Origin of the sequence: Bacillus sp. S2(2019), assembly GCF_005144805.1 — a bacterium.
Classification (GTDB): Bacteria; Bacillota; Bacilli; order Bacillales; family Bacillaceae; genus Bacillus; species Bacillus altitudinis.
The window spans coordinates 784,367-805,223 of record NZ_SWFL01000001.1 but is presented as its reverse complement, the minus strand read 5'-3'; the positions used below and the strand labels follow the sequence as shown (position 1 = coordinate 805,223).

Annotated in this window: 18 protein-coding genes; 14 read left to right on the top strand and 4 right to left on the bottom strand. The window is 42.3% G+C overall.

Annotation, left to right across the window (positions count from 1 at the left end; all coding sequences use genetic code 11):
• Nucleotides 1–41 precede the first annotated feature (41 nt).
• On the top strand, nucleotides 42–410 hold the full coding sequence (locus FBF75_RS04105; RefSeq protein ID WP_007499115.1) for a YisL family protein: 369 nt from the start codon (nucleotides 42–44) through the stop codon (nucleotides 408–410).
• A 38-nt stretch (nucleotides 411–448) separates the two neighbouring features.
• Here FBF75_RS04105 and FBF75_RS04100 read toward each other — a convergent pair whose 3' ends face one another.
• On the bottom strand, nucleotides 449–976 hold the full coding sequence (locus tag FBF75_RS04100; RefSeq protein ID WP_035392478.1) for a DUF2777 family protein: 528 nt from the start codon (nucleotides 974–976) through the stop codon (nucleotides 449–451).
• 156 nt (nucleotides 977–1,132) lie between these two features.
• On the opposite strand from FBF75_RS04100, the gene asnB reads away from it, so the two are divergent.
• The 4 genes from asnB (at nucleotide 1,133) to FBF75_RS04080 (ending at nucleotide 6,943) form a co-directional block, all read left to right on the top strand.
• A complete protein-coding gene (asnB, locus tag FBF75_RS04095; protein WP_024720029.1) occupies nucleotides 1,133–2,974 on the top strand; it encodes an asparagine synthase (glutamine-hydrolyzing) in 1,842 nt (613 codons plus the stop codon).
• A 147-nt stretch (nucleotides 2,975–3,121) separates the two neighbouring features.
• Complete coding sequence (locus FBF75_RS04090) at nucleotides 3,122–4,639, top strand: phytoene desaturase family protein (protein ID WP_035392477.1); 1,518 nt, start codon at nucleotides 3,122–3,124, stop codon at nucleotides 4,637–4,639.
• The gene (locus tag FBF75_RS04085; RefSeq protein ID WP_136944462.1) at nucleotides 4,636–6,111 is read left to right on the top strand and encodes a phytoene desaturase family protein; all 1,476 of its coding nucleotides are present in this window, start codon (nucleotides 4,636–4,638) and stop codon (nucleotides 6,109–6,111) included. The genes FBF75_RS04090 and FBF75_RS04085 overlap by 4 nt, the downstream gene beginning before the upstream one ends.
• On the top strand, nucleotides 6,104–6,943 hold the full coding sequence (locus FBF75_RS04080; RefSeq protein ID WP_024720032.1) for a phytoene/squalene synthase family protein: 840 nt from the start codon (nucleotides 6,104–6,106) through the stop codon (nucleotides 6,941–6,943). Before FBF75_RS04085 ends, FBF75_RS04080 begins: the two co-directional genes overlap by 8 nt.
• A gap of 245 nt (nucleotides 6,944–7,188) precedes the next feature.
• On the opposite strand, the gene FBF75_RS04075 is transcribed toward FBF75_RS04080, so the two are convergent.
• Complete coding sequence (locus FBF75_RS04075; RefSeq protein WP_136944461.1) at nucleotides 7,189–8,565, bottom strand: MATE family efflux transporter; 1,377 nt, start codon at nucleotides 8,563–8,565, stop codon at nucleotides 7,189–7,191.
• 113 nt (nucleotides 8,566–8,678) lie between these two features.
• On the opposite strand from FBF75_RS04075, the gene FBF75_RS04070 reads away from it, so the two are divergent.
• The 3 genes from FBF75_RS04070 to FBF75_RS04060 all read left to right on the top strand — a co-directional run bounded on the left by FBF75_RS04070 (nucleotide 8,679) and on the right by FBF75_RS04060 (nucleotide 10,459).
• Complete coding sequence (locus tag FBF75_RS04070; protein ID WP_116306691.1) at nucleotides 8,679–9,545, top strand: AraC family transcriptional regulator; 867 nt, start codon at nucleotides 8,679–8,681, stop codon at nucleotides 9,543–9,545.
• A 14-nt stretch (nucleotides 9,546–9,559) separates the two neighbouring features.
• Nucleotides 9,560–10,120 (top strand): GNAT family N-acetyltransferase, encoded by a 561-nt coding sequence (locus FBF75_RS04065; RefSeq protein WP_136944460.1) that lies wholly within the window; start codon nucleotides 9,560–9,562, stop codon nucleotides 10,118–10,120.
• 63 nt (nucleotides 10,121–10,183) lie between these two features.
• Nucleotides 10,184–10,459 (top strand): hypothetical protein, encoded by a 276-nt coding sequence (locus FBF75_RS04060; RefSeq protein WP_008348576.1) that lies wholly within the window; start codon nucleotides 10,184–10,186, stop codon nucleotides 10,457–10,459.
• A 168-nt stretch (nucleotides 10,460–10,627) separates the two neighbouring features.
• Here the strand turns inward: FBF75_RS04060 and FBF75_RS04055 are convergent, their stop codons facing one another.
• Nucleotides 10,628–11,164: a serine O-acetyltransferase gene (locus FBF75_RS04055; protein ID WP_008348575.1), complete on the bottom strand. Its 537-nt coding sequence runs from the start codon at nucleotides 11,162–11,164 to the stop codon at nucleotides 10,628–10,630.
• Between the two features lie 387 nt (nucleotides 11,165–11,551).
• Here FBF75_RS04055 and FBF75_RS04050 point away from each other — a divergent pair, with 387 nt between their 5' ends.
• The 6 genes from FBF75_RS04050 to FBF75_RS04025 are packed head-to-tail and all read left to right on the top strand — an operon-like array spanning nucleotide 11,552 to nucleotide 19,862.
• A complete protein-coding gene (locus FBF75_RS04050; RefSeq protein WP_035392469.1) occupies nucleotides 11,552–12,898 on the top strand; it encodes an aspartate aminotransferase family protein in 1,347 nt (448 codons plus the stop codon).
• Nucleotides 12,885–14,381 carry a pyridoxal phosphate-dependent decarboxylase family protein gene (locus tag FBF75_RS04045; RefSeq protein ID WP_136944459.1) on the top strand — a complete coding sequence of 499 codons (1,497 nt, stop codon included), beginning with the start codon at nucleotides 12,885–12,887 and terminating at the stop codon, nucleotides 14,379–14,381. The genes FBF75_RS04050 and FBF75_RS04045 overlap by 14 nt, the downstream gene beginning before the upstream one ends.
• Entirely contained in the window at nucleotides 14,378–16,159 is a 1,782-nt protein-coding gene (locus tag FBF75_RS04040; RefSeq protein WP_136944458.1) for an IucA/IucC family protein, read from the top strand. Before FBF75_RS04045 ends, FBF75_RS04040 begins: the two co-directional genes overlap by 4 nt.
• A complete protein-coding gene (locus FBF75_RS04035; RefSeq protein WP_007499091.1) occupies nucleotides 16,156–16,710 on the top strand; it encodes a GNAT family N-acetyltransferase in 555 nt (184 codons plus the stop codon). Before FBF75_RS04040 ends, FBF75_RS04035 begins: the two co-directional genes overlap by 4 nt.
• Nucleotides 16,685–18,034, top strand: a complete 1,350-nt coding sequence (locus FBF75_RS04030; protein ID WP_017366992.1) for a lysine N(6)-hydroxylase/L-ornithine N(5)-oxygenase family protein — start codon at nucleotides 16,685–16,687, stop codon at nucleotides 18,032–18,034. Before FBF75_RS04035 ends, FBF75_RS04030 begins: the two co-directional genes overlap by 26 nt.
• A 13-nt stretch (nucleotides 18,035–18,047) precedes the next feature.
• Nucleotides 18,048–19,862 (top strand): IucA/IucC family protein, encoded by a 1,815-nt coding sequence (locus tag FBF75_RS04025; protein WP_136944457.1) that lies wholly within the window; start codon nucleotides 18,048–18,050, stop codon nucleotides 19,860–19,862.
• A gap of 44 nt (nucleotides 19,863–19,906) precedes the next feature.
• Here FBF75_RS04025 and FBF75_RS04020 read toward each other — a convergent pair whose 3' ends face one another.
• Entirely contained in the window at nucleotides 19,907–20,764 is an 858-nt protein-coding gene (locus FBF75_RS04020; RefSeq protein ID WP_035392462.1) for a GNAT family N-acetyltransferase, read from the bottom strand.
• Between the last annotated feature and the right edge of the window lie 93 nt (nucleotides 20,765–20,857).

The following is a 20,857-nucleotide window of genomic DNA, read 5'->3' as shown; positions in this document are numbered from 1 at the left end:
CGATGAGAAGGTAATTGTTCTGATAAAGGGGGAAATCACAAATGGGAACACATTTACATATTACAGCGTGGGTGCTAGGTATTATTCTATTTTTCGTTGCCTTTGCATTAGCAGGTAAAAACGATAAAGGCGCTAAAATTGTGCATATGATCGTACGACTGTTCTACTTGATTATTATTGCAACAGGCGTAGAGCTGTATGTTCGCACAGGAATGAAAATCCCGGGTTACGGGGGCGAGTATGTTGGAAAAATGATACTTGGTATTCTTGTGATTGGTTTCATGGAAATGGTCCTTGTACGCAAGAAAAAAGGAAAATCGGTGACGGGTGTATTCATTGGTTTTATCGTGGTTGCCATTGTGACCATTCTTCTAGGCTTACGTCTGCCGATCGGTTTCCATATCTTTTAAGATAAAAAGGGCATTGCTTATCAAAAGCAGTGCCCTTTTTATGTGAGATCAAACTGAGACATCAGCCGGTGACCGTCAGATGTCGTCCATTCCAATTGAACTTGATTTGTACCCGAATGATGGTGGCATTGAAGGGCAAGTGATTGCATGTCTCCTGAAAACTGAAAAAAAGACACGCGATGAGAAGGATGGAAGGAAGAGAAGACACAATCATAGACGGAAAAGCCAAGCTGTTCTACATGGTCAATGATCTGATAAAAGACGCTTTCTGGTACGAACATAAGCAAATCAAGCCACCCTTTAGAAAGAGACGCTGTATATTGAATGCGTTCACCGCCTTTTACCTCCATCAACTTCCCATTATCACAAAGAACGACAGACCCGAGCAATTCTCCTTTTGTCCATCGATCCTTTTCTTTCAAACAGATCATAGAACTTTGAAGGCTTTCAGGCATCATGATGTCTCCTTCTTCGTCTTCAATCAGACAATGACCGTTTTCCATCAGTAAGTACCCGTTACACCATTTTGGGTGGTTTTGCTGAAGATAGGTCATGCGGTTCTCCATTCGCAAAACCTCCTTTCCTCTTTCTTTTCTTACCAAATGAAGCTTGTCCTATACACAGGAGGAAAAAAGGACAAATCAACTATCAAGGAGACGATGCATAAACTAAGAAAGGCTAAATGAGAACACTTGATGAAAAACGGATGGGAGCTGATGATGATGTGTGGAATAACAGGCTGGGCAGACTTTAAAAAGCAGCTCATCCAACAGGATCATGTAATCAATCAAATGACAGATACATTATCTAAACGAGGGCCGGATGATACAAATACGTGGAAAAGTGAGCACGTTCTTTTCGGCCATAAACGGTTAGCCGTTGTCGATGTTGAAGGCGGAAAGCAGCCGATGACATATACCCATCAACACCATGATTATACGGTGGTATACAATGGAGAACTCTATAACACAGAGGATATACGAAAAGAATTATTCAAAAGGGGGCACCGCTTTCTTGGGCATTCTGATACAGAGGTTCTTCTTCACGCCTATACAGAATGGAAGGAAGAGTGTGTGACCCATTTTAATGGAATTTTTGCATTTGTCATTTGGGATAGTGAACGTGAATTATTATTTGCAGCGAGAGACCGGCTCGGTGTTAAGCCATTTTTCTATACAGAACGTCATCATTCCTTTTTGTTTGGCTCAGAAATCAAAGCACTTCTGGCTCATCCTGAAATGAAAGCCAAAGTGGATCATGAAGGGTTATCAGAAATCTTTGGTTTAGGGCCGTCTAGAACACCAGGGCAAGGCGTATTTAAAGGGGTGAAAGAGCTGAGACCTGCTCATGCTTTAACCTTCTCAAAAGATGGTTTGCGTGTGTGGAGGTACTGGAATGTCAAAAGCAAGCAGCATACAGATTCGCTTGATGACACCGCTCAGCACGTGAAGGAACTCTTTACGGATGCTGTTACAAGACAGCTCGTCTCTGATGTGCCTGTATGTACGTTTTTATCGGGCGGTGTGGATTCTAGTGCCATTACGGCCATTGCCGCCAAGCACTTTGAGAAAATAGGGAAAGCCCCGCTGCATACGTATTCCGTTGATTACGACGGAAATGATCAATTCTTTGAAGCAAGTCAATTTCAGCCCAATGCTGACGGGCCGTGGATTGATCGAATGACCAAAGCGTTTCAAACGAATCATCACAGCTGTATCATCGGGCAAAAAGAGCTGGCTTCTTATTTAAAAGAAGCGGTTGAAGTGCGAGATTTGCCGGGGATGGCAGATATTGATTCTTCCTTACTATGGTTCTGCCGAGAAATTAAAAAGGATTTTGTTGTCGGTTTATCAGGTGAATGTGCAGATGAAATTTTTGGAGGTTACCCATGGTTTCACATGGCAAGCGAAACCAATGGATTTCCGTGGATGAGATCAACGGAAGCACGCATTCAGCTTCTTCAAGACTCATGGCAAAAGAAATTATCACTGAAGGAATATGCGCAAAGCAAATATGAAGAAACCGTGGCAGAAACCCCTCTTTTAGATGGGGAAACTGGAGTAGATAAAGCCCGAAGAGAACTTTTTTACTTAAATATGATTTGGTTTATGACAACACTGCTGGATCGAAAAGATCGTATGAGCATGGGTGCGAGCCTTGAGGTACGTGTACCATTCGCAGATCATCGTCTTGTTGAGTATGTATGGAATATTCCTTGGGAAATGAAAATGTATGGAAATCGGGAAAAAGGGGTTTTGAGAAAAGCATTAGAGGGAATTTTACCGAATGAAGTGCTTTATCGCAAGAAGAGCCCTTATCCGAAAACACATCATCCTGCTTATACTCAGGCGGTAAAAGAGATGTTAACAGATTGTCTCGCGCAAAAGGATTCTGTGCTTCATGAATTTTTAGATCCACATCAATTAAAACAGCTGATTGAAACAGAAGGGGCTTCTTTCCAGGTTCCTTGGTATGGTCAGTTAATGAAAGGCCCACAGCTCATTGCCCATTTGGCACAGATTCATCATTGGTTTGAAACATATCGAATTGATATAGAAGCATAACAAAGGGTCGGCTTTCTTGCACTTGTTGAAAGGAAGTCGGCTTTTTTGCTACATAACATGAGACTTTTAGAGCACATCAAAAGTTGATCTAACCGCTTCAATTTGTATAATTAACTTAAAGTGAATTAATTTGGAGGAAAAAGGATAATGAAAATCATTGTGATCGGAGCAGGACCAGGGGGACTTGCAGCAGCTATGATGTTGCAAAGCAAAGGACATGATGTTCATATATATGAAAAACAGTCCTTTGTTGGCGGACGTAACTCTAAGTTTCAACTTGGTGATTTCACGTTTGATACAGGTCCTACTTTTCTCAGTATGATTCATATTGCAGAGGAACTGTTCACCTTTGCCGGTAAAAATCTCTATGATTATATAGATGTGATTGAATTAAAAGAAATGTATAGATTAATTTTTCAAGATGAGAAGCTTGATATGATTCGAGATCGAGACGAAATGTACAAACGGCTAGAAGCCTTTGCACCTGGTGAGGGCGAGGGGTATGTACGTTTTATGAATGATACAAAACGAAAAATGGACCGCCTAACGCCGATTCTACAAAGTAAAATGGATCGTTTCCATCATTATTTGCGTCCAAAAGTCATCAAAGCACTTCCACAGCTCTCATTAAATAAAAGCTTATATGATGTGCTGTCGGATTATTTCTCAAATGAATCAGTGAAATATGCCTTTACATTCCAATCAAAATATTTAGGGATGTCACCTTGGGAATGCCCAGGAGCGTTCTCAATTCTTTCCTTTATGGAGCATGACACAGGCGTTTATCATCCGAAAGGCGGAGTGAATCAGCTGTCAGAAGCGATGGCAAAGGCAGCTGTTGAATCTGGGGCTACCCTTCATCTATCAACTGGAGTTGAGAAGTTGCTGACGGAAGGCAGGAAAGTGAAGGGCATTCGCTTAGAAACTGGTGAAGAAATACAGGCAGATGAGGTCGTCGTAAATGGTGATTTTGCACACGTGATGACAAAGCTTGTAGAGCCGGGTCTTTTAAAGAAATATAGCGAGAAGAAACTGAAAAAGAAAAAATTCTCATGCTCCACCTTTATGCTGTACCTAGGTTTAGATACGATATATGATGAGCCGCATCATACCATCGTTTTTTCCGATGACTATGCGAAGTTCGTCAAAGAGATTACGAAAACCTTTGAGCTGCCGGATGATCCGTCCATTTATATTCAAAATGCAAGTGTGACAGATGATTCGCTTGCGCCAAAAGGCAAGTCCGCTCTTTATGTGTTAGCACCCGTTGCCAATAATCAAAGCGGTATTGACTGGGAAGCGCATCAAGAAGAATTTAGAGAGCTTGTGCTGGATACACTGGAGCGGAAAACGGGCTTTAAGAATATCAGGCAGCATATTGAAGTCGAGCGGATGATCACGCCGAAGCATTGGGAAGAAGAGCTGTATGTATATGAAGGAGCTACATTTAATCTGGGTCATCAGTTGACGCAGATGATGGTACTCAGGCCGCATAATGAATTTGATGAGTTGAAACACTGCTGGCTCGTTGGTGGAGGAACCCACCCGGGCAGCGGATTGCCAACCATTTTAGAATCAGCGCGTATTACGACAAATGCGATTCTGGCAAAAGAGAAACATACGCACAAAAGAGTGCCACATCAAGAAAAGGGGAGCGCCTCATGAAAAAACATATATTGATTGCTGGCGGCGGTATTGGCGGAATGATCTCAGCCCTCTATTTAAAAAAAGCTGGACATGATGTCACCCTTGTTGAAAAAAATGAACGGCTCGGCGGGAGACTTGCTTTTGTACGTGAGAAAGGATATAAAGTAGATGAAGGTCCGACCATTGTCCTACTTCCTGATATGTTAAAAGGCATTTTACATGACGTAGGCATTGATGAAACATCTCTTGATCTCTTGCAGCTCGATCCGCTGTATACGATCCACTATCAAGATGGAACCTCCTATACGAAATACTCTGATACACTGAGACAACTAGAAGAAATCAAACGTGTATTTCCAAAGGAAGAACAGGGATATTTAACATTTATGCAAGAAATGACGGATCGGTTTCAAGAAGGGCAGGAAGCTTTTCTAGAAAAATCATTTCATGAAAAACGAACCTTTTTTACAAAAGCGAACATGAAGATTTTAATGAAATTAAAAGCATATCGAACCGTTCAAAGTTCTCTCAAAAAATATTTTTCAGATGAGCGCCTCCGAGATGCATATGCACTTCAAACCCTCTATGTCGGAGGAAATCCGTATGAAGCATCTGCCATTTATTCGCTTGTTTCATATAGTGAGCACGCACACGGAATTTACTATTTAAAAGGCGGATATGCGAGTTTAGTAGATATATTGGAGAGACAGCTCTTAAAGACGGGTGTACGCATAAGAAAAAGTGAAGAAGTCGCACAATTTGAGTTTGAGGGGAAACGTGTGGTCAAGGCAAAAATAAATGATGAGCACATAGCAGCTGATGCATTTGTGATGAACGGAGATTATCCAGCGGCGTTAAAACAGCTTGGTTTAGGTGAACAAGACCGGCGTAAATACGTTCCATCCTCCGGCTGCGTGATGGTGTATCTAGGGTTAAACAAAGTATACGATGAAGCACCTGTTCATCAATTTTTCATGGGAGAACACTTTGATCAGCATATGAGAGAGGTGTTCCAAACGAAAACGATACCTCAAGATCCATCATTTTATACGTTTAATCCATCGACCATCGATCCATCCCTTGCCCCAGAAGGCAGCAGTGTCCTATATATGCTCATTCCTGTTCCATCAGGAGATCACATCAACTGGGAACAAGAGACAGACTTTGTGGATAAAATGGTGGAGCGTCTTGAGAAAAGAGGCTTTCCGCAGCTGCGAGAGGCGGTTGTCTGGAAAAAGGTGAGAACACCGAATGATTCAATGCGAGAAGGATTGTTTGAAGGCGGCAGCTTTGGCCTCGCTCCTAATTTGTTTCAATCAGGTGTGTTTCGCCCGCAAGTAAAGGTTGCAGATGTAGACAATCTATATGCGGTAGGTGCATCCATCCATCCCGGCGGCGGGGTACCGATCGTGATGCAAAGTGCAAAGCTCATGGCTTCTGTACTGCTTAAAGATCTGAACAACAGAAAGGAAGTGAAGCTAAGTGGTTGATGTGCAAACAGCATTGAAAATATGTGAAGAGACCATTCAAACCCATTCAAAAACGTTTTATCGGGCCTTTTCCATGCTGCCTAAAAAGAAAAGACAGGCTGTTTGGGCCGTATATTCTTTTTGTAGGAGAGCGGATGACATTGTAGATGAGTCTCCTTCACCAAAGGAAGAACTGGCGTCTTTTCAGGAGGCATTTGAACGTTTCTTACAAGGAGAAGTAGATCGTGATGATCCAATGTGGGTGGCGCTGGAGTATACATTTCAACAGTTTCGTATGGATGAATCCCCATTCCGTGACCTGCTGCGTGGACAGGAGATGGATTTAGAGCAGCACCGGTATGAAACGTTAGATGAACTGCTCATCTATTCCTATCATGTCGCAAGTACAGTTGGATTAATGCTGCTTCCGATCATTGCACCGCGTAAAAAAGAACAGCTAAAAGAAGCCGCGATTTCCCTTGGGATTGGCATGCAGTTGACCAATATTCTTCGAGACATTGGTGAGGATAAGGCGGAAAGGAATCGCATTTATTTGCCAAAACAAGTCATGGATCAATTTGGGTATACAGAGCAAGAATTACAAGAAGGGATCGTCAATCAAGCCTTCCAGCACGTATGGGAATATATTGCGTTTGAGGCAGAGGCGTACTATGAGGAATTTTTTGACCATCTCCATGAATTCCCACTTTATTCAAGGATACCAGTGAAAGCAGCTGCTCACTTTTATAAGGCTATTCTAGATAAAACTAGAGAAAACGAATACCGCGTCTTTACGAAGCGGTCATATATTTCAACACAAGAAAAAGCACTTATTTTAGAAGATATTACGTAATGAAAAGAAGACAAAGGGCTAAAATAAAGTTCGTTTTAGCCCTTTCAGCGTGTAGACAAACCCTCGCATTCGGTGTCAGTCCTGCGCTTCGGTGCTCACGAATGTCAAATTCGCTCCGCGCCGATGCTCGTCCTTCCTAGGGCTGCAAAGGTTTTCTATCACGCTGAAAAGAAGACAAAGGGCTAAAATAAAGTTCATTTTAGCCCTTTGTCAACAATCTGAAAGGACTGCACCCGCAGTCCTTTTTATGTGGAAGTAAATCGATAATCCGTCCACACCCTTGAACGCCACCGCCTATACATGAAGATGCCTCTTACCCATTCATCCACGATAAAAGAAATCCAAACCCCGATCAGGCCCATCTCAAGTTGAATGCCTAATAAATAAGCGATCGGAAGGCCGATGCCCCACATTGAAATCATCGCCATATAGACTGGAAACTTCGCGTCACCAGCTGCCCGCAAGGAGTTGATGATGACCATATTAAAAGAACGTCCAGGCTCTAAAATAATCGTCAATATGAGGAGGAGGCTCGCGATTTGAATGATCTCACTGTTGCTAGTGAAAAAAGTAAGTAAATGCGTCGATGATAAAGATAAAGCAGTAGAAGAAAGAAGCGAGATGGCAATGGCCCAGTATAAGCTTTTCATGCATCTTCGATAGGCCGCATCAAATTCTTTCGCCCCGATCAGGCGCCCAATTAAGATTTGCGTTCCTTGGCTAATGGCGGCACCAAATAACATAATGAACATCATCAAATTCTGGGTATAGACTTTTGCTGCCAGTGCTTGCGTGCCCATAAATGTGATAAACAGCGTAATAATCATTTGAGAGCCATTATAAGAAAGCTGTTCTCCAGCAGAAGGAATGCCGATTTTTAGCAGTTTTTTTAAATGCGTTCGCTGGATGTAAAACATTTGCTTGAATGAAAACTGCAATCCAATTCGGTGTCGAACAATGAGGATCATGGCAGTTAGACCGATCAACCGTGCAAATGATGTGGAAAGAGCAACACCCATGACACCTAATACAGGCAAGCCAAATGGCCCAAAGATGACCAAATAATTACCAGCAACGTTTAACAGGTTCATACCGATGGTGACATACATCGTATCTCTCGTGAATCCATAGCTTTTTAAAATAGCACTATAGGTCATAATGAGCGCCTGAATAAAAGAAAGCAGGCCGACAATCTGTAAAAAGACGGTTGCATCTGGCATGAGCTCGCTTGATAATCCCATCATATGCAGGATGGGCACAGCTAACACAAACATAAGAAGACTGATCACAAAGCTAATGAGGAAGTTGGTGCCTAGTGATACATAGGCAACTTGGGTCGCTTCCTGCTTGCGGCCCGCTCCTAAAAGCTGCGCAATGACAATCGTCGTCCCAGTCGTAATGAAGCTGAACATCACAATCAATAGATTTAATAGCTGATTACTAACCCCTACTGCGGCAACACTATTGTCAGAATACTGGCTGAGCATCAGTGTATCTGCGCTGCCCATCAGCATATATAAAGAGATTTCGATAAAAATAGGCCAAGTTAATGCAAATAATGAAGGGTGGGATTTTTCACTTTTGGCTTGAACCTTTTGTATTGTCAGTGCTTGTGGTTTCATCACATCGCCTTCTTTCGTATAAATCCGATTTATAGTGTACCTTGCATCGACTATAATAAGAAGAGATGAAACCGAAACTTATTGGAGAAATCCGACTTCATAAGGGGATGAATATGGGTCCGTTTATTACATTTACTGTACCGCCATTTCCAGTCTATATTGCTTCAGGCAAAGGTGTATTCCATCCAGGAGAACGACATATCTCCAGAATTTTCACAGTATTTGATCTTCTTTATGTCACGAAAGGGGAACTATGGATCACAGAAGACGAGGTGCCTCATCACGTAAAAGAGGGAGAATATATCATCTTATCACCGGGACTTGCCCATGGTGGACATCTGCCATGCAAAGAAGAAACACTTTATGAGTGGCTGCATTTCTCAATTGATCCATTTGAGTTTACAGATCGGCCGAGAGAACACTGGTTTGACATGAAGCAAAATCAAGCCACTTTTGAAAAAGCAGCAAGCTATGAATTTCGTCTGCCCCGAAAAGGAAAAGTGAAAGGGGGAAGCGTGCTACAGAAGCATCTTTCAGCGATGCGCGCTTTAAATGATGATGCGTCTGAACTTCAGCTCAAAAAGCAGCTTCAATTTGAGGAAATGCTCATTCATTTACAAAAAGAAGCATTTCATATTCCAAGTGCAAAGGAGACTGTCGCTTCAGAAGTGGTTCACTATCTTGAACGTCATTTTACGCAAAAATTACAGATGGAGAAGCTGGCAGAGATTCTTCATTATCATCCTGATTACATGACAAGGTGCATGCAGACCGTGTACGGACTGACGCCGAGCCAGTACATCAATCGACTCAAAATTGAAAAAGCCAAAAGCCTGCTTGCTTCAACGAATGAAAAAATAGCCCTCATTGCAGAACATGTAGGCATTGATGACCCTACTTATTTTTCAAAGCTGTTTCGGCAAAATGAAGGCATGACGCCTATCGAGTATCGTCATCTTGCTAAAAGAACGACAAAGTAAAGGAACGTGAACAGATGAAAGGAAAAAAAGAAGAGATTGTGAGCATACGTCCATTAGACGAAACCGATTTAGAAGTGGTATGGCATTTAAGGTTTAAAGCACCAGACCAGGCCTATCGAAAGTGGAATGCACCGTATTTTATTGAACATGACATATCGCTTGCTGCATTTAAAAAACGCTATTTACAGGATGAATCTGTCCTGCCAAAACTATTTGGCATTGATGTAGGAGGTGAATTAAAGGGCACAGTTTCTTATTATTGGGAGAATGAACGCACACGCTGGCTGGAGTGTGGGATTCTTATTTATGACTCACGTTTTTGGAATGGGGGCGTTGGTACAAAGGCATTGCGTCTATGGATCGATGAACTCTTTTCACACATTGATATCCCACGCATCGGCCTGACCACCTGGTCTGGAAATGAACGCATGATGCGTTGCGCAGAGAAATGCGGGTTTATCCTTGAGGGAAGACTGCGTAAGGTACGTTACTATCAAGGGGAGTATTATGATTCGATGCGGTATGGGATGCTGAGAGAAGAATGGCAAAGCCTTCCGAATCATTCATTTGAATAGTTGTTTTTAAGATTAGGAAAAAAGTATAGTAAGATTCAATAAATTGAAAAAGAAGGGTGGCGGATGAATGTGAAATGGATTACAGGTTGGTTTGTATCCATATTAGTCGCAATCTACCTATTCGTTGATGCACCAAAACACGGGAAAAATAAATGGTTATGGGCCATCTTAGGTCTTTTACTCGGGCTCTTCACACTTGGAATATATCTCATTCAAACAGGAAGAAAAGGGTTGGGCTGGACAGTACTGATTGTGTCCATTCTCATCTATGCGATTGCCATCCTCGTCTTTGTCTTGTACTTTCTCATGCTGGTCTTCGGGTACTCCAACGCAAATTAGAGAGTACGGCTGTGGCGATTTGTTTCACTTCAAGTTGCTACCGATTGATGGTTTGATTGCGCCAAAGCATCTTAGGATAAATGGTGATGGGGCTCGGGCAGGATGATCCTCATGTTTATCCATCTTATTTTATCTCATGTGGCTCACTGCTTTGGTCAAGTAAGTCCTTCATAAAGAAGGGCTTTTTTCTTTTATTTTTTGAGCAGGGACACCTGCAATGACAATCCGCTCTTCATGAAAGGAGCGATTCACTACTGCATTTGCTCCGATGGAAATATGATTCGCAATATAAATATTTCCAAACAGTTTAGCGCCAGGGCCGATCCATACATGATCTCCAATGACGGGCACATCTTTTTCATGATGGTTTTGACCGATATTCACGCCTTGATGAATATCACAAAACGATCCGATTTTGGCGTGCTTGTTCACAATCAACAGCCCAGTATGGTTGATTCTGAGCCCAGGTCCAAATACACCAATTGGGATATCAAAGCCAAGCTGCATGCCTTTCTTTTTATGTAAGTAACGATAAAACCATTTGCGTAACGTAGCACCGCTATTCGTATAGTACTCATATTTTCGTAAATATCTTTGATATTTCCAAATATCATCCCCAAGCCACTTTGGTCTTTTTCGATTGATGGCAAGTGCTTTCTGATCTTGTGCCAAGTAGTGGTGAAGGTCATGCTTCGTTAAAATCATCAGATCTCCCTCGATTCCCTTTCGTTTCAGAGAAATTATACCATCATAACCATTTATATCAAGATAAAATAACGTTCATTTTTTGTTTTACTACATTCATTTCATTCGGCCGTCCCGTATCAAACAAGGGAGCTACAACGCATAGAGCAAAAGAACCAGGAGAATTGATTTGTAATTTTTTTCAACATTTTTCATCATCAAACGTTACATCGCCCTTATGGCTGTAGATGTTTGTAAAAAATACACGAAATTACTCGTTAAAAAGAGAATATAGCATTCATATGCTTTTAGAATCATCTTTTTGAATACAATTGACTTTCGTATCTTACATCCTCTAGGCTAGTAAATGAAAATGATAATCTTTATCAATTGGAGGAGTGTTTTATTATGTCCATCAAAACCGTTTCTAAAAATCAGCAATTTTTAGAGCAACAAAGTCAAAGAGAATCTAATGCAAGGTCTTACCCGAGACGGTTCCCATTAGCCATGCAAAAAGCCGAAGGTATGATCGTGACAGATGCAGATGGTAGAGAATTTTATGACTGCCTAGCAGGTGCAGGAACACTTGCCCTTGGTCACAATCACCCGGTTGTTATAGATGCTATTGAACGTATGCTTCATGAAAAAAGACCGTTGCATACGCTGGACATCACTTCAGAGATTAAAGAAGAATTTGTGAATGAGATTTTTTCTCACTTGCCAGAAGAGTTTGCAAAAAGAGCAAAAATTCAATTTTGTGGACCAACTGGTGGTGATGCTATAGAAGCAGCAATTAAATTAGTCAAGACAGCGACGGGAAATCGTTCCATTCTATCATTCCACGGAGCATATCATGGTGCTACACATGGCACGATGTCATTAAGCGGCAACTTATCGCCAAAAGAAAAAGTACAAGGATTAATGCCAGATGTTCACTTCCTGCCTTATCCATATGAATACCGCTGCCCATTTGGAATCGGCGGTAAAGACTCACATCGCATTTCAAGCTCTTATATTGAGCGTGTATTAAATGATCCTGAGAGTGGAATTCTCCCGCCAGCAGGCATGATCTTTGAAGCGGTGCAAGGGGAGGGCGGCTCCATCCCGGCATCAATTGAATGGATACAAGAAATGAGACGAATCACAAAAGAAAAAGGAATTCCACTTATTATTGATGAGGTTCAATCAGGCATCGGCCGAACTGGTAAGATGTTTGCCTTTGAACATGCTGGTATTGTGCCAGATGTCATTGTGTTATCAAAAGCAATTGGGGGAAGCCTGCCACTATCCGTTGTGATTTATGACAAAGACTTAGATCAATGGAATCCAGGTGCACACATTGGCACGTTTAGAGGAAATCAAATGGCGATGGCAGCTGGAACTGCTACGCTTAAATATATTAAAGAAACCAATCTGCTTGATCATGTAGAAGCGCTTGGTCAGCGTATGCAGGCCAATCTAAAAGACATTCAAAAACAAGTGCCTGCTCTCGGTGATGTGCGAGGAAGAGGATTAATGATTGGTGTTGAAGTTGTGAATCCAGATGAGAAACAGGATGTGGACGGCAGTTATCCAGCAAATCCAGAGCTAGCCAGTCTCATTCAAAAGAATTGTTTTGATAAAGGCTTAATTGTGGAGACAGGAGGCCGTTTTGGAAGTGTGATTCGATTCTTACCGCCTTTGACCATGACAGAAGAACAGCTTGAAAAAGTCATCACGATTTTTAAAGAGGCAGTTTACGATGCAGTCAACTAAACCATCTGTCGATTCATTATTTATTCAACAAAGCCAGCTTGGGAGGGAGTCCTTCCAAGCGGCTCTCTACACATCCATCGACAGCTTACTGGCAGAGTGGCAAACAAGCAGAGGACCGTATAGCGGAATATTGCCTGGGAAATTAGCGACTCATGTCGAATCGTTATTCCAGATTCAACCGGCTGGTGAATCCATTGAGTCTGTTTTTCAAGATATAAAAAATCACCTTTTACCGCATTTGGTTGATGTGTCACATCCTAAATGCCTGGCACATTTGCATTGCCCACCTCTTATCCCTGCTCTGGCAGCAGAGGTGATCGTAAGTTCCTTTAACCAATCAATGGATTCCTTTGATCAAAGCGGCATTGCATCTTTGGTTGAGGAGGAAATCCTCAAGTGGTTATGTGAAAAGTTTTCTTATGGAGAACGAGCAGATGGGACCTTTACGAGCGGTGGAACCCAATCTAACTACATGGGACTGCTTTTAGCAAGAGATGCATTTTGCGAAAACACATGGCAATGGAATGTACAGCAGAAAGGGTTGCCGAGCGAGGCAAACCGTATGCGGATTCTTTGCTCCAAGAATGCCCACTTCACTGTGAAAAAATCAGCATCTCAGCTAGGTTTAGGTGAACAGGCTGTTGTGTTAGTTGAGACGGACGAACATCACCGAATGGACCTGCATGATTTGCAGAAGAAGCTTATGGAGCTTAAAGAGCAGGATTTGCTTCCATTTGCAGTCGTGGCGACTTGCGGGACAACTGATTTTGGCAGTATTGATCCTGTACATGACATATATGACATGGTGAAGCCTTTCGGTTTGTGGATTCATGCAGATGCTGCCTATGGAGGAGCGCTTGTATTAAGCAAAACGTTCCGAGGAAAATTAGATGGCATCGAGCTTGCTGATTCGATCACGATCGACTTTCATAAGCAATTTTATCAGCCGATCTCCTGCGGGGCATTTCTACTAAAGGATAAAAGACATTTTGGTTTGATTGATTACCATGCAGATTATCTCAATCCAAAGGAAGATGAACTGGAAGGCATTCTGCATCTCGTGAATAAATCTGTTCAGACGACGCGCCGGTTTGATGCGCTAAAACTCCTTCTCTCTCTGCGTATGATTGGAGAAGAAGGATTTGCAAGTATCATTGACCATACCATCCAATTTGCGAAAGATGTGGTTACGTTGATTGAGAAAAATGAGCATCTTGAGGTGATCAATCCTAATCCAGAAATCAATGCAGTCGTGTTCCGTTTTATAGATGATCATCAAGCAGATGACATCAATAAAATCATTCATCGCACACTTTTCCAAACAGGAACGGCTGTCGTAGCAAAAACAGTAGCCGATGGTCAAACATGCTTAAAATTCACTTTGTTAAATCCGAGAACGACTATTACACATATTGAGGAAATCCTTTCTGACATTGTTGATATCGGGATCGCTCATATTCAATCCGGGAGGGTACTACGTTGAGTCAATATAAACAAATGGCTGAAAATGCAACGATGCAAAGCTTTTTAAACTGTTTTTTACGTGAAACAGGAATTGATCGATCTGCAAAGAAAGAGACAAAAGCAGACGGCTCACTTGTATTTGTAGCAGCATTAGCAAAACAAGATCTTGAGCTTGTCATTCCGATTCGATATTTTTCGCCTATAGGCCGTCATCTCTTTGATTTTCCCGTTCGCTTTCGCCCGCAAGGCAGTGAGCAACAGGGAACGATCATCGATTACACCACACTTGTTGCTTTATGTTCAAAGGAACTTCTCATTGAATATGGCCGCACAGATGCAGAGGATGAGTTCATGCTTCGCATCATTTTAAGCTGCCGGAATATTGAACGATTCATCAGAGAGAGAGAAAGTGATCGAGCAGCTCTTTCTTCAGCTGATTTTGAATATATCGAAGCGGAGCAGTCACTCCTTCTTGGGCATTTAACGCATCCTACACCAAAAAGCAGACAAGGAATGACAGAAGAGGAGGAAGCGATTTATTCTCCTGAGCTGAAAGGCTCTTTCCAGCTTCATTACTTTAAAGCACATCCGTCAATTGTGCTTCAGGATTCTTCAATTTCACAGTCTGCGGCAAGCCTCATGTTTGAGGAGCTCATGCGCCAGATGCCAGAAGAAAAAGAGAGACTGACGACGTTAACAGAAGGCGGTGAATATGTCCTGATTCCGATTCATCCGCTACAAGTCCAAGTGGTCATGGAGAAAGCGTTCGTCAAGCGTTATATAGAGGACGGAATGCTGACGTATTTAGGGCCGCTAGGATCTGAATACACAGCGACATCTTCCTTTAGAACGGTCTATCAAAAAGACTCTGCGTACATGCTCAAATTCTCTGTCCCTGTAAAGATCACAAACTCTTTACGCGTTAACAAACAAAAGGAACTTGATCGCGGAGTTGAGATGTCTCGTATCTTAAAAACAGAATTAGGCGTTTCATTATATGACAAATTCTCTGGATTCCGTGTGATTGAAGATCCTGCGTATCTATCTATTCAAGGGGATGAGGCGGAATCTGGCTTTGAAGTCGTCATTCGTCAAAATCCATTTTTGCATCATGAAAAAGGGGCAAGCTTAATTGCAGGGCTATGTCAGGATCATGCATACGGAGGAAAATCAAGGCTTTCAGGCATTATCCATGAATTAGCAGACGCTGAAGGCAGATCAACAGAAGATGTCAGCCGTGATTGGTTCACACAATATTTATCGATTTCGTTAGAGCCGATGCTTTGGTTGTTTGAAACGTATGGTCTTGCCCTTGAAGCCCATCAGCAAAATGCTGTCGTACAGCTAAAGAATGGATATCCGCACACATTCTATTATCGTGACAATCAAGGCTACTATTATAGTGAATCGAAAAAGGATCAGCTTGCGAAGCTTGTTCAAAACTTAAGCGTCAGAAGTGAAACCATTTGTGCAGACGATGTAGCGGTTGAGAGACTGCGTTACTATTTCTTCTTTAATCATTTGTTTGGTCTTGTGAATGGTTTTGGTACAGAGGGGCTTGCACAAGAAGAAGATTTATTAGCCCTGATTAGAGACACACTGCTTGCGCATGAAGAGACATATGGTGCATCTGAGCTGACGAACAGTCTTCTCCGGTCACAGGAGCTGCCTTCAAAAGCGAACTTACTCACGAGGTTTGAAGATATGGATGAGCTGACGGGTTCTTTAGAAACGCAATCCAGGTACACGTCTGTGTTGAATCCGCTCTTTTTACATAAGGAGGCGCTGATTGGATGAGGCATCGAATTGGGTTCATTCGCGCTGAATATGAACGGGACGTCCAGCTTGTCCACAAGTGGATGCAAGAAGAGTATGTCCACCCATTTTGGCATTTGAATATTCCATTTCCTGCTTTTGAAAAGCACTTTTATCAGGCCATTCATGATCCGCATCAAACCCTTTATTTAGGAACCATTGATGGAACGCCGATGAGCTATTTTGAAGCATACAATGTGAAAGGGGATATCATTGAATCGTACTATGAGCCTTCTCCGCATGATCAAGGCATTCACCTGTTAATTGGAGAGCCAGATTATGTAGGGAAAGGATTTGCGGCTCCGCTGCTTCAAGCCATGACAGCATTTCAGTTTGAGCAGAACAAACGAACAGAAAAAATCGTGGCTGAGCCAGATATTCGGAACGAAAAAATGATTCATGTCTTTGAAAAGTGTGGATTCGAACGTGTGAAACCAGTCACTTTACCAGATAAAACAGGTCTTTTGATGTTTTGTCATCGAGATCGATTTGAAAGGAAGTATAACCATGACGCGGTTCAACAAGCAAAATAATGTAGTGGATGTCATTGGGATTGGCATTGGGCCATTTAACCTAGGGCTTGCTGCATTATCTGAAGAAGTAGACGAAATTGACGCTTTGTTTTTTGAAAGAAGTGAAGCGTTCCACTGGCATCCAGGTATGCTCATTGAAGGGACTACACTTCAAGTCCCCTTTTTAGCGGATCTTGTCAGTATGGCGGATGTGAAAAGCAAATATAGCTTTCTCAACTATTTGCAGGAACAAAACCGTTTGTATTCATTTTACTTTCTAGAAGACTTCCATATCCCGCGCAAGGAATATAGTCATTATTGCCGCTGGGTCGCGGATCAATTAGATTCTTGCCGATTTGGCATGAATGTCGAATCTGTCTCCATCGTTGAAAAAGCTGGAGAAAAACGATATGAAGTGCATGTCCGTCATGTGAAAGATCAAACGGTAGAGGTGTTTGAAAGTAAGCATCTTGTTTTAGGTATCGGCACACAGCCTGCGGTACCAGCACCTCTTCAGCCAGCTTTAGGGGATCGGGTGTTTCATTCTGCTGATTACTTGAAACGAAAGAAAGAAGGCTGTTTTAAAGGAAAATCCGTGACGGTCATCGGTTCTGGTCAAAGTGCGGCAGAAGTATTCTATGACATTTTATCAGACGATGAGGCGAAGGATATTCATTGGTTTACACGCTCTAAAGGGTTTTTCCCAATGGAATATTCAAATTTGGGTCTTGAGTATTTCTCTCCAGACTATATTGATTTCTTTTATGAGCTTCCGCAACCTAAAAAAGATGCGCTATTAAAGCAGCAAGATTTGCTGTATAAAGGCATCAGCTCAGCGATGATCCGAGATATTTATCACTTGCTTTATGAACGTTCTGCTTGCGGAGAGCAGCTGAACACCGTGCTGCAGGCGATGACGGAGGTCAATTTGATTGAGGAAACGAGGGACGGCTTATCGCTTTCATGCAATCAATGGGTCAAAGAGGAATCCTTTACGCATGAGACAGACATTGTCGTCTTGGCAACGGGCTATCAATCTGTATTACCGCCATTTATTGATCCGATTTCCCATCATATTCAGTGGGATCATCAAGGACGCTTCCAGGTTGAACGTGAATATCGATTGAAAACAAATACATTAGGTGAAAATGATATTTTTGTACAAAATGCAGAGCTTCATACACATGGAGTAGGCGCACCAGATTTAGGGCTAGGGGCGTACCGAAACAGTGTCATTATCAATGAACTGGCTCGTCGACCTGTGTATCCACTTTATCAAAAGCATGTTTTCCAGACATTCGGTACACATAAACACGCAAATACATTTGAAGAAATCAAAGGGTAAGGAGGATGAACCGATGAGTATACAAGATGAAATGAAAAAAGCGGTCAATCCTGCTGCTTGGAAAAAAGCAAACCAGCGAATGGTGGCAAAAATGCTGTCCGAATATATGTATGAGGATATGCTTCATCCCGTTCAGCTAAATCATCAGGATGGCATCGCCCAATATGAATTAATCATTCACGAACAGAAGAAATATCGTTATCTCGCAAAACCTCGTTTGTTTGATAGTTTTGATACGATTGCTGAATCGATCGAGTGCTGTCAAGACGGAACGTGGACAAAGGATGTTAGTGCCATTGTGTTTTTACTAGACATTCAGCCGATCATCCCAATGTCTTCTGAAACAACTGGCCATCTGATCAAAGAGCTTCACCATACCTTGTTAGCTGATGTTCATTTGCTGTCGAAAAAAGCACTTCGTGCAGATGAGCTGACGGATACAGATTACGCATGGATTGAAGGCGAGATGACTGGTCATCCGTGGATCGTCTATAACAAAGGGCGTATTGGGTTCAGCTACGAGGATTACTTAGCCTATGCACCTGAAAGGCAGGAATGTGTGCAGCTGTCTTGGATTGCTGTTCACCGAGAGCTTGCGACTTTCCATGCGGTCGATCATGAGAACTATGAGCACATCATTGCCAAGGAATTAGACGAAGTCACGATTCGTCAATTCCAACGTGTGTTAAAGGATGAAGGGCTGAATGCGGCTGATTATTATATGATGCCTGTTCATAAATGGCAGTGGACACATATGATCATCCAACATTTCCCCGAAGATTTAGCGATGCGCCGTATTGTGTATTTAGGAGAAGGGCTGGATCAATATATTCCACAGCAATCGATCAGAACCTTTACGAACATCTCAAATAAAGGCAAGCATCATATTAAATTGCCAATGAGTATTTTAAATACGCTAGTGTACCGGGGGCTCCCATCAGAACGTACGGTGATTGCTCCTCGTATTACAGCGCATATTAAAGGCATCGCCGATCAAGACGTCTTTTTGTCCGATGTATGCCGCGTCATTTTACCAGGTGAGAATGCGAGTATCAATGTTGATCATCCTTATTACAGCAAGCTACCTGGTGCGCCATATCAATACCTTGAAATGCTTGGAGTCATTTTTAGAGAAAGCATTTATACGTATTTAGATGAAGGGGAGAGCCCTGTTACGCTGGCGGTACTGACGTATGAAGATCATGAAGGCGAGCCTTATCTGAAGCAGCTCATTGAAAAATCGGGTCTGTCAGCAAAAGAATGGATGGCGTCATTCTTCCATGTTGTCATGCCGCCGCTTCTGCACTTTATGTATCAATATGGCACGGTGTTTTCACCGCACGGACAAAATACAATTCTTGTATTAAAAGATCATAAGCCGCATCGTTTGGCGATCAAAGATTTTGTTGATGATGTGAACATTAGTGATCAACCGCTGCCTGAATTGGCTTCATTAGAAGAAGATCTAAAGGAAGTGCTGCGTAGTGAGCCGCCTGAGGGTCTTGTACAATTTATTTTTACGGGCCTGTTTATTTGCAATCTTCGTTACGTGTCAAATGTGTTAGACAATCACAATCTGTTAGATGAAACGACGCTTTGGCGCTTGCTTGCAGAAGAAATTCAGCAGTATCAAAAGCAATTTCCACAACTAAAAGATCGTTTTGCTTTATTTGATCTATTCCAGCCTCAGCTGACAAAGCTTTGCTTAAACCGTAATCGCATGATTGATTATGGCTATGGAGATGGAGATGACCGGCCGCATGCATCAGAGCATGGCAAGGTCACAAATGCACTCGCTCAAGTTCTCTCATCCGTAGGCGAAAAATAAATAAGAAAAGCTGTAGACAACATCTGTCTACAGCTTTTTGATTTTTAAGAAAATGCTTGTGAGGCCAGGAAATAGAGAAGCGCAGGATCGTTCTGCTTTTCGTTCCCGCGAATCATCATAAAATGTGCGACGTTTGTTTTCGTAAATCCTGCTTCTACAAGTGATGCATGCAGGCGTTCAGCTGTTTCTTCCTGCATATCTAAACGAAAGGCGCCAGAATAAGACGTGAGAAGTGATTGAATGAGTAATAGCGCCGTTTGTTCATCGTTTGCTGCAAGCGGGCCAATCATCAGATTAGCTGGTGTTTCCACACCAAACGCGAAGCCGGTGATTTCGTGGTGTTCATCCTTTGCGATCAGTTTAAATGCTGCTCGCTCCATTCGTTTTATTAAGAAGTTTGATCGATTGGTTCCTGCGCCTTTTTCATCCAGTCTTTCAATAGACGGGAGGTGCGTTTCATCAGCGGGAAAAAGATGAATCTGATGTGACGGATGAAGCGCACTAGGGTTTGTTTTTTGTGCTTTGTATGTATGAATATAACCGGCTGTCTGAAAGCCGATTTTTTCATAGACTGGCTGTCCTTGTACAGTAGCCGTTAAAACGACAGGGACACTTGGATCACTATGACGAAGCAGTGTGTCAATCATTTGACGGGCAAGACCGAGGCCTCGATGTGTCTCAGATACAATGACCGCTCCAATTGATGCCACACTGTCATACTGAAAAAGTCCAGCGCATGAAATGACTTGTCCTTCAGTTGTTGTAAAACCGGTAAAATGTCCATTTGTTAAAAGAGATGTGAGCTCTTCCGCATTGTAATCAGGCCAATCGACCTCTTTTGACAATGCGACAAGGTCTGGTATGTCATCAAGGGTTAAAGATCGTTGAATAACGTTTGGCAATACACGCAACTCCTTCTTAGCTGATTTCTCTCTATGTATCGTACCATAAGAACGCATAAGAAAAAGGAAAAGGGGATACCTTTTCCTTTTGTC

Coding starts and splice junctions, on each gene's coding strand:
- FBF75_RS04105 (WP_007499115.1), top strand. CDS start 42: ATGGGAACACATTTACATATTACAGCGTGGGTGCTAGGTATTATTCTA.
- FBF75_RS04100 (WP_035392478.1), bottom strand. CDS start 976: ATGGAGAACCGCATGACCTATCTTCAGCAAAACCACCCAAAATGGTGT.
- asnB (WP_024720029.1), top strand. CDS start 1,133: ATGTGTGGAATAACAGGCTGGGCAGACTTTAAAAAGCAGCTCATCCAA.
- FBF75_RS04090 (WP_035392477.1), top strand. CDS start 3,122: ATGAAAATCATTGTGATCGGAGCAGGACCAGGGGGACTTGCAGCAGCT.
- FBF75_RS04085 (WP_136944462.1), top strand. CDS start 4,636: ATGAAAAAACATATATTGATTGCTGGCGGCGGTATTGGCGGAATGATC.
- FBF75_RS04075 (WP_136944461.1), bottom strand. CDS start 8,565: ATGAAACCACAAGCACTGACAATACAAAAGGTTCAAGCCAAAAGTGAA.
- FBF75_RS04070 (WP_116306691.1), top strand. CDS start 8,679: ATGGGTCCGTTTATTACATTTACTGTACCGCCATTTCCAGTCTATATT.
- FBF75_RS04065 (WP_136944460.1), top strand. CDS start 9,560: ATGAAAGGAAAAAAAGAAGAGATTGTGAGCATACGTCCATTAGACGAA.
- FBF75_RS04060 (WP_008348576.1), top strand. CDS start 10,184: ATGAATGTGAAATGGATTACAGGTTGGTTTGTATCCATATTAGTCGCA.
- FBF75_RS04055 (WP_008348575.1), bottom strand. CDS start 11,164: ATGATTTTAACGAAGCATGACCTTCACCACTACTTGGCACAAGATCAG.
- FBF75_RS04050 (WP_035392469.1), top strand. CDS start 11,552: ATGTCCATCAAAACCGTTTCTAAAAATCAGCAATTTTTAGAGCAACAA.
- FBF75_RS04045 (WP_136944459.1), top strand. CDS start 12,885: ATGCAGTCAACTAAACCATCTGTCGATTCATTATTTATTCAACAAAGC.
- FBF75_RS04035 (WP_007499091.1), top strand. CDS start 16,156: ATGAGGCATCGAATTGGGTTCATTCGCGCTGAATATGAACGGGACGTC.
- FBF75_RS04030 (WP_017366992.1), top strand. CDS start 16,685: ATGACGCGGTTCAACAAGCAAAATAATGTAGTGGATGTCATTGGGATT.
- FBF75_RS04025 (WP_136944457.1), top strand. CDS start 18,048: ATGAGTATACAAGATGAAATGAAAAAAGCGGTCAATCCTGCTGCTTGG.